This is a genomic window from Geminocystis sp. GBBB08, assembly GCF_016743215.1.
Taxonomy (GTDB): domain Bacteria; phylum Cyanobacteriota; class Cyanobacteriia; order Cyanobacteriales; family Cyanobacteriaceae; genus Geminocystis.
Map to the genome: position 1 here is coordinate 1 of NZ_VRZC01000149.1, position 9,679 is coordinate 9,679.

The window sequence follows — 9,679 nt, forward strand, 5'->3', positions numbered from 1 at the left end:
ATTAAATCTGATTATCACGAATTATGAATCAAGAACCCATAGCTATAATTGGTATTAGTTTAAATTTTCCCCAAGCCGATCATTTAGAAACTTTTTGGCACATACTGAAAAATAGGGTAAATGTAATTACAAAATATCATCGTCATGGTGATAACTGTAATTCTGCTATGGTGGGTGGATTTTTAGAGGAAGTAGATAGTTTTGATGCAGATTTTTTCAATATTTCCAAAGAAGAAGCCTGTTTAATGAATCCAACCCATCGATTACTATTACAATCAGCTTGGTTAGCTTTAGAAGATGCTCAAATAATACCCAAAGATATAGCTCAAAGTGATACTGGGGTTTTTATTGCTATGGGATATAATGATTATTCTTCGCAAATTGAAAATTTTGGGATTAACAGTTTTCTTACTATTTCAGGTAATAATCCTAGTATGACAGCAAGTCGTATTTCATCCTATTTTGATTTTAAGGGAACTAGTATTGCTATTGATACTGCTTGTTCTTCATCTTTGGTGGCGATAGATAATGCAAGTCGTAGTTTATGGACAAAACAATCATCTTTGGCTTTAGTGGGAGGTGCAAATCTAATTTTATCTGATCATAATTTTACCGCTTTTCAAGAGGCGGGAATGATTGCGATGGATGGATGTTGCAAAGTTTTTGATGCAAAAGCTGATGGATATGTGCAAAGTGAAGGAGTCGCCATGATGGTTTTAAAACCTTTGTCTGAGGCACTCAAAGATGGCGATCTCATTTATGGTACAATCATCGGTTCAGAAGTGAATCATAATGGGCAGAGTAACACTTTAACTAGCCCTAATATTAAAGCTCAAATCGCATTATTAGAAAAAGTATATAATGATGACAAAATTGATCCCCATAGCATTAAATATATAGAAACTCATGCAGTCGGTACACCCATTGGCGATGCCTTAGAATTAAAAGCCATTGGTAAAATATTAGGAAAAAACCGACCAAAAGATAATCCTTGTGTGGTAGGATCTGTTAAAACTAATTTAGGACATACCGAAAGTGTTTCAGGCATGGCGGGTTTAATTAAAATCCTTCTTTGTCTTCAACACCGTCAATTAGTACCAAATTTACATTTTAAACAACCGAATCCATCCGTTGCTTTTAAGGAATTAAATCTAAAAGTACAAGATAAACTTGAAGATTTATATAATGAAAATTTACCTTTACGCATGGCAGTAAATGCCTTTGGTTTTGGAGGTACAAATGCTCATATTGTTGTAGAAGAAGCACCTCAAAAGGTTGTAAAATCTGCCGAATTTCCTGTTAATATCTTTACTATTTCTGCTAAAAGTGAATCTTCATTAATGGCTTTAGCTAAAAAATATCTTAATTTTCTTAAAGATAATTTAACGATTTCTTTAACTAACCTTTGTTATAGTGCCAACGCTAGGCGAAGTCAATTTGATTATCGTCTTTTTACTGTTATTGAATCAGTTAATCAATTATCTAGTTATTTACAAAAATTTATTGAAAATCAAACCTTTGATAAAATATTTACCCGTCAAGCAAGTAAAAGTAAACAAAAAATAGAGGCTTTATCTTTTATTAGTGAAACGGAAAATATTGAAGATTTAAGCAATGAATTATTAACTAAAAAGTTATTTAACTTAGGTAATTTATGGTTAGAAAAAGGAACAATTAATTGGAATAATTTTTATGCTAAAGTTAACCCTCAATATATTTCGATTCCTACTTATGCTTTTGAAAGAAAAAGATACTGGTTTACTGATTATTCTCCAAACATTAAAGCTAAAAATAATGAATTAAATAATATAAATAATGAACCTTTAAACAAAATTAGTGATCAAAACAATTATACTCTTAAGGAAATAGAAGTTAAATTAAAAGAAATTTGGGGATTATTACTAAATAAGAAAAATATTGACATCGAAGATAATTTTTTTCAATTAGGAGGAAAATCTCTACAAACAGTTAACTTATCCTCAGAAATTAAAGATATTTTAGATATTGATATATCGCCGACTCTTATATTTCAATATCCTACCTTAAAAGATTTAGCTCAAGTTATTAAAGAAAATAAAATTGTTAATCATTCATCTTTAACTACTTTTAATTCAATAAAGGGGAAAAATACGGTTATTATGATAAACAGTTTGAAATTAACCCATACTTTAAATAATGATAATAGGTTAAAAGATTATTTTTTTGCTAATCTTCATATTTTTAAATTATCAAAAGAAAATAAAGAAAATATATGTAAACTTAGCCCAGAAAAAATTATAGAAGGTATTGCCAAGAGAATAGTAGAAGATATATCTAAAGCTAATTTAAAGCAACCTTATCAATTAATTGGTGTTTGTGGAGATGCTTTTTTAACAATGGAAATTGCTCATCAATTAAATACTATTAATCATCAAATAGATTCAATTATTTTGATTGATGGAATATTCAAAAGTTATAAACCTTTATTAAAAGATAGATACGAAATATTTAGAGTATTAGGATTAAAGTATGTATATCTCAGGGCTAGAAAAAAAATTAAAAAGTTAATTGAATATTTTAAACATACAATATTAAAATTATTTCCAAAATTATTTTTAAAATTAATAAAAGAAAAATATCAAAAATATACTTTTTATCAAAGTTATTTATCAGCAAGAAAAGAGTATAATATTAAAACATATTCAGGGATAATTAATTTATTATTATCAACAGAATGGAAAAGGGCTGATTTATCTTTGATTAATCAAATAACCTCAGATAAATTAAACATTTACCATTATTATGGAGCCCATGGTAATTTTGAAATAAGGAGCTATGTTGATAGTCTCATTAAAACATTAATTAAAATTAATGAGGATTCCGACGATAAAAAGTCGAATATTTAACACCTGACATCAATATTAATTCAGCAGCCCTTAATTAATAATGTGCATTACAGCAGAAATCATTTCCTTAAACTATACTTTGGATTCTCCGAAAGAGTGTGTAAGGAAATTTCGTTATGAATTTTACTAATTCTATTTAGAAAACTAGGGATTTTTTTTGATGCAAATTTGGCGTTTTATACCTTTAATCGAAGTAGACGGAAAGTTACAAATGGCGATCGATGAATGGTTATTAAGCCAACATCAAAATCATAATCATCCTCCAACCCTGAGATTTTATACATGGAATCCTGTGGCAATTTCTTTGGGAGTTAGTCAAAAACGTCATTTTCCTAGTCATTGGCAACATTTAACTTATCAAGGAAAACTGTTAGATTTAGTGAAGCGTCCTAGTGGTGGTCGTGGAGTATTACATCAAGGAGATTTAACCTATGCCGTGATAACATCTCATTTAAAAGGAAATTTAGATCAAGTTTATCGCCAAATTTGTCAATTTTTAATTTTAGGATGGCAAAGATTAGGGGTAAATCTTGATTTTGGGCAACCTGAAAAACAATATTTGCGATCGCCTAATTGTTTTAAATTAGCTACAAATGCCGATTTAGTGGATATTCAAGGAAATAAGTTTATTGGTAGTTCACAACTAAAAAAGGGAAAATTTACCCTACAACACGGTTCAATGCTCTTAAAACCTGATATAAAGCTATTTGAGAGCGTTTTTAACACCCTACCACCTAGAGTAATTATTCCTAATATTTTATCTTTAGATGACATCATCAAAACTTTAACAGAAGCGGCGACAGAGTGTTTTAATTGTCAATTTGTCATTCAACCTTTATCAAAGGAAGAATTACAAGAAATCCTGAATAATGAGGAATGAGGAATTACAGGCAAGATGCCTGTTTCACGACAAATGAGGAATAAAACCTAAAACTTGATACCTAAAACCTGCAACCTTATTATTTACTGTCCCGTAATTGATAAACTTTCAATCCAAATACGAGGACAAACACCGGTAGGAGTTATTTCTCCTTCCGCTTCCACAAAAATAATCGATTTTAAAACATCAAGAAAATCTCCTGCAACTGTTGCGGCTTCGATGCTTACTTTTTCCCCTTTATTCACTAACCAACCGTCAAAGGGTAAAGAAAACGAGCCTTGTAAGGAATTGACTCCTGCGTGTAATGCTTGAACATCATCGATTAAGATTACATTTTCAGCTGTATCTAAATTATATTCAATGGTTGGCTCTTCTCCACGGAAAACATGATAATAATTAGGGCTAATACTTACCTTTGCACCAATACTAGCATGACCGGTAGGCTTTGCGTTCATTCTTTTTGCGGTGACGCTACTATGCAAAAAATTTACTAGCACGCCTTTTTCAATAATAGGTAAATTACGAGTTGGTGTGCCTTCTCCGTCAAAAGTTTCAGCACTAACATTACCTTCATGTAAAGCATTATCACTCACAGACAGTAAAGGGGAGGCGATTTGTTGCCCTAATGATTCAGGAGTAGATAGGCTTTGTTTATCAAGAATATTTTGGGCATTATAAAGGTTACTAAATGCGCCTAATAAACTTAAAAAGGCTTCAGGGGAAAAAACAACTCGATATTTACCTGATTTTATCCCTTCATAATTCAGGTGACTAATGGTTTTCTCTACAGTTTCTCGAAAACAACCATCAATATCTAATTTTTCTAAAGTATTGGCTACTTTATAGGCGCCTCCGCTACGGGGTTTTTTTCCTTCTTGTTCTGTAGTAGTATATAAATAAATAGAAGAAAATGAGCGAGTTTCTTCCCTTAATGCACCGTCACTGTTGAGATAAAATCTCTCTATTTCTTGCTCTGCTAATCCATTATAAGGCACAGATGCGATCGCCTCGTGAGAATTTAACAAATCAGCTTCAATTTTCAATAATTTTTCGATTAACTCCGAAGCCACACAACTCTTGCCTAATTCGCTATCAACGGCTGGTAAAGGAGATTTAGCCTCATCACTAAAATCAGGAGCATAATCGATCACACCAAAGTTACTAGCTTCTAATGCAGTTTTTAAAGCTAATTCAATTCCCACATCATGGACATCTGTAGTTGATGTGACACCTATTTGTTCTTTTTCGTTCCAAACCCTAACAATAACACTAGATTTTTGGGAGGCTTTTACCTGTTTAGGCTCACCTTGAAACACTTGTACGCTAGTCTGAGTAATAGCTGAACCATAAATGTCAAATTTTATAATTCCTAATTCTGAGGCTTTTTCGGTGGCAGTTTGAGCAATTGTTTGAACTTTCGACATACATTTAATCTTATTGATATTTTATTTTCCTATGATACAATTTCGGTCAGACTTTTCCCAAAAACTAACAAATAGACAGGATTCAATCAATTTAACTAACAAAACTTTATCAGGCTTCTTTCAGTTATGCAAAGGAATAAATAAAGAAAATTGTGTTCCTTTTTCTTGTTGATTTTTAACCCAATAATAAGGGCTAGTTATGATTATTTTAATGCCTATTTTATCACATAACTCTTTAACGATCGCCAACCCTAAACCGGTACCTGAAATTGTGCCTTGACTTTGAATACCTCGATAATGTCTTTCAAAGATATGTTGCTGATCTTCAGGTGGAATACCATAACCAGTATCGCTAATTTTGATCATTAGTTGTGATTCATTTTGATTAATTTCTAATAAAATTTTACCATAGATTGGCGTATATTTTACAGCATTTTCTAACAAATTATTAAGAATTTCTTCTAAGGCTTTTTTATTGCTATAAACTAATGATAAATGATCACTAATTTTAGCTAATAATTCTATATCTTTTTCTTCACTAATAGCTTTAATTGTTGTAATTAATGGATTAATAACTTCTTGAATATCAAATTTTTCTGATTTTTCAATCTTTTCGGTTAAGAAAAAACTGGTAGATTCTATTTCAGTTAACGGTAAAATTTCACCGTTATTAAATTTTTCCCATTGTTCATTAAAATCAGCTATTAACTCTTTTAGGCGATCACTTTCTCTAATAATACTTTCTGAAATTTTATAATTAGGATCTTTAGGTAATAGACGTTTAAGTAATAATTTAGCAAAAGTGCGAATAGCAGTGAGGGGGTTGCGTAACTGATGTAAAAAATCGTCAAGATGATTATTTTCTAAGATTCTTAATTTTTCTAATTGAGTTAATTTTATGTCTGATAATTGTTGTTTTTGTTCAATAATACGAGCTAAAGTAATAGTTTGAGCGATTTGTTTTATTTGGATAATTTCATTTGGTTGCCAAGGTAGGTTTTTTCGTTTTGTGGCTAATAAACCTAAGACTAAATCTTGATAAATAAGGGGTAAAATTAACTGATGTGGAGAACTAGAATTAGGAGTATAAGTAGTAATTTCTTGAGGCTGAAAAGACTCATCAATAACATTATTAAATGTTTCTGGTACTGATTTTGAATCAAAAAAAGGTAAAGACCTAAATGGAGAAACAGAAACGGAATTAGGATATACTAAAATTGGAATTAATTTCGGTGTTTCATTATTTTTAGAACTTGTCAAATAAATAGCACTTTCTTGTACTAAAAAATTTTGTAAAAGTAGGCTTAATTGTGCTTGACAAAGATGGATAAATTCTTCACTTACTCTAACTTCTTCATATTCAGGCATACTCAAAAATTTAAACAATGATTATAAATTAGGAATTAGAATGAAAAATTTTTTATTTTTGACGATAAGTGAGGATCATTTTAATTTGCCTAAAATTTATTATATAGTAATCCTATGGGAGTTGTGAGATTTAAAGAGGTGTTAGCTATCAGCTATCAGTGGTCAGTTTTAAGGTATAGTAAAATTTTATATTTTCATTAAAGTTTTTCAATACCAGATCATAAATATTTTCTTTTTCCGTAATCAGCAAGTCTGGTAATCAGAGTTTGTCTTGGGGAAATCAATTATTGTGTTGACAATCACCAGATATTTAAGTTATGATGATTGTTAATTGTTAATTGTTAATTGTCTATTAAGCTCTCCCCGCAGTACTCTCCGAAGTTACTCTCCCTTTTAGGGAGTTGGGGAGCTTTTGGTATTAAGAGTGAATGATTGTCTCTTTATAAGGCTTTAATCAAGATCTCTTCGCCCTTCTAATGCCCTTGCTAAAGTCACTTCATCAGCATATTCTAAATCTCCCCCCATGGGTAAACCAAAGGCAATACGAGTTACTTTTGTAAATGGTTTTAATAGTTGACCAACGTATAAAGTAGTAGTTTCTCCTTCAATACTAGGACTAATTGCCATTATAACTTCTTTAATATTACCTTGTGCCATTCTTTGAATTAAGGGTTGAATATTAAGTTGTTCAGGGGTAATACCATCCACAGGAGAAATAACCCCTCCTAAGACATGGTATAAACCTTGATATTCTCTGGTTTTTTCTAAGGCTATCACGTCTTTTGAATCTTCAACCACGCAAATAGTATCTTGATCTCGATTTTGATTACAACAAATTTCACAAATATGATTGACTGATAAATGAAAGCATTTTTGACAGAATCCAACTCTTCTTTTTGCGTCAAGAATAGCTTGGGCTAAGGCTTCGGCATCTTTATCCCCACGTTTAAGAATGTGAAAAGCTAATCTTTGTGCACTTTTTGGTCCAATACCGGGTAGCTTTTGTAATTGTTCGATTAATCTGGCTAATGGGGGGGTAAAAATAATTTTTAGTCTCCTTTTATAATTGTTTATTTATGGGTTTTGAGCATTTAATCGATTTTACCTTGAGACACAAATACTACAAAAATAAATAGATTTATATTATCTTATTTACTATGTTATATGAGGAAAAATAATTTGTCAAGGGGAAAAGGAAAACTTTTTTCATGAAGTGCATAGAAAAAGGAAGGAGAGGAAAGTAGAAATAATATTAGGTTCGATTTTATAATCATAGTTTAATTTCTCGCAAAGACGCAAAGAAAGACGCCAAGTTTTACTATAAGTTATTATCTGAACTTGATATAACACTATAATTAACATTTTTCTAGTTGTCCTAATAAAATAATAATTTCATCAATGGTATTTCTTAATATCACCGAATTTTCTGTTGATTGATTAACAATGATTGTTAAGACTAAATCACCAAAGTTATCATTTTTTAAGTATCCAGATAAAGCTGAAACTCCTGTTAAAGTACCTGTTTTTCCTCTTAAATTATTAATAATGTTAGTGTCTTTATATCTATTTTTTAATGTACCATTTATTCCAGCTACACTTAAAGAATTACGAAAAGTCTCGTTATATTCACTGCTATTCATTAATTTTAATAAGTTAACTAAGGCTTGTGGAGTAATTAAATTATGACGAGACAATCCTGAACCATCCTTGAGTTTATAATTATCAGAAGATATTCCCAATTTGTCCATGATTTTTGCTAAGGATTCAAATTCATTTAATGATTCATCAGCTAAATATTTAAGTAAAACTTCGGCATATAAATTATTACTTTCTTGGTTGATAACTTTGATTAATTCGGCTAATATTGAGGAGTTTATTTCTAAGAATAATTGCTGATTTTTCTCTGGCAAACTATCTTTTTGATTAACAATCTCAGCTACCTTTACTTTGATACCGTATTTAGTTAAAGTTGCTATCAATGAATCTTGGAAATAATCCGCTGGTTTAGGAATAGATAATTGCCAAATATTAGATTCTTTATCTATGGGTAATTCTCCTGTTATTTCTAAAGTAGATTTAGCAAATACAGGATTGATCATGAGATTAAATTCTCTATTTTTTTCTCTAGTATAAACCTTATTTTCGATCGCCCATTGTTTTCCTGCTAATTCATCAGACCATATTAAAGATGGTTTTTCATTAATGCTACTATGTTTTAAGGTTAAATTAACGCTATTATTTTCGAGAATTAAACTATTAACAGGTACGGCAAAATAAAAGTAAATATCTTCAAATTCCCAAGTATAATTAGTAGTTGGAGATGATAAATAACCATCGATTAAAATTAATTGATTAATTTCTTTTATTCCTTTTTCTTGTAGTTTTTGAGAGATGATTTCAAGCTGTTTTTTTGTAAAGGTAGGATCTCCTTTTCCTTGAATAATTAAGTTGTTTATATTAGGAGATTCTTGCTGAAGATAAATGGGAGTTTTTATCTGAAAATTTGAACCAAATTTTAATAAACTAGCAGCAGTTATCAATAATTTAACATTGGAAGCTGGAATAAAATATTTATTATTATTTAAGTGGTATAAAACTTGATTATCTTTAAGACTTTCAATGGCAATTCCCCAATATTCTTTTTGTCGAGAAGGTTTATTAAGAATATAGTTAATTTCATTATTAAGATTACTAACACAAACTTTTTTTTCTCTAGTTTTTATAGATTCTTGTGCTATGATAGGTGAAGATAAAAATAAGAAAATATAACTAAAAATTAAGAATAAATAACGCTTCATGATAAGTAATAAGTCATAGGGAATAGGTGATATAGCAATCCTATTTGATTTGTGGCATTTCTGTTGGGAAAAATTTAGAATTTAGAATTTAGAAATGACTTGAGTTTGAGAGTTATTACTATTTAATTTACCATAACCTATTTAGGACTACTATAATATTAAATAGGGAAACTTTTATCAGTAATTATTAAACTTTCATATAAGTTTTAAAGGTAATAGCTAACGTTATCTAAAATTAACTGAATTTCTCTTTTCTCTTCCTAATTTTTAATTCTTAATTCTTAATTATTTATTGTACCTTTAATCCATAACTTTTAATTATGT

6 protein-coding genes are annotated in these 9,679 nt (G+C 29.9%); 2 read left to right on the forward strand and 4 right to left on the reverse strand.

The window, feature by feature from the left end; genetic code table 11:
- Positions 1-23 precede the first annotated feature (23 nt).
- Together FWJ34_RS15445 and FWJ34_RS15450 are read left to right on the forward strand one after the other, a co-directional pair.
- Positions 24-2,885, forward strand: a complete 2,862-nt coding sequence (locus tag FWJ34_RS15445; protein ID WP_308256232.1) for a beta-ketoacyl synthase N-terminal-like domain-containing protein — start codon at positions 24-26, stop codon at positions 2,883-2,885.
- Positions 2,886-3,045: 160 nt separating this feature from the next.
- Positions 3,046-3,765, forward strand: coding sequence for a lipoate--protein ligase family protein (locus FWJ34_RS15450; protein WP_308256233.1), 720 nt, complete (start codon positions 3,046-3,048; stop codon positions 3,763-3,765).
- An 83-nt stretch (positions 3,766-3,848) separates the two neighbouring features.
- Here FWJ34_RS15450 and FWJ34_RS15455 read toward each other — a convergent pair whose 3' ends face one another.
- The 4 genes from FWJ34_RS15455 to dacB form a co-directional block, all read right to left on the reverse strand.
- A complete protein-coding gene (locus FWJ34_RS15455) occupies positions 3,849-5,189 on the reverse strand; it encodes a TldD/PmbA family protein (RefSeq protein WP_308256234.1) in 1,341 nt (446 codons plus the stop codon).
- 120 nt (positions 5,190-5,309) lie between these two features.
- Positions 5,310-6,557: a HAMP domain-containing sensor histidine kinase gene (locus FWJ34_RS15460; protein WP_308256235.1), complete on the reverse strand. Its 1,248-nt coding sequence runs from the start codon at positions 6,555-6,557 to the stop codon at positions 5,310-5,312.
- A gap of 450 nt (positions 6,558-7,007) precedes the next feature.
- Entirely contained in the window at positions 7,008-7,601 is a 594-nt protein-coding gene (gene recR, locus FWJ34_RS15465; RefSeq protein ID WP_308256237.1) for a recombination mediator RecR, read from the reverse strand.
- Between the two features lie 311 nt (positions 7,602-7,912).
- On the reverse strand, positions 7,913-9,355 hold the full coding sequence (dacB, locus tag FWJ34_RS15470; protein WP_308256236.1) for a D-alanyl-D-alanine carboxypeptidase/D-alanyl-D-alanine-endopeptidase: 1,443 nt from the start codon (positions 9,353-9,355) through the stop codon (positions 7,913-7,915).
- Positions 9,356-9,679: the final 324 nt, after the last annotated feature.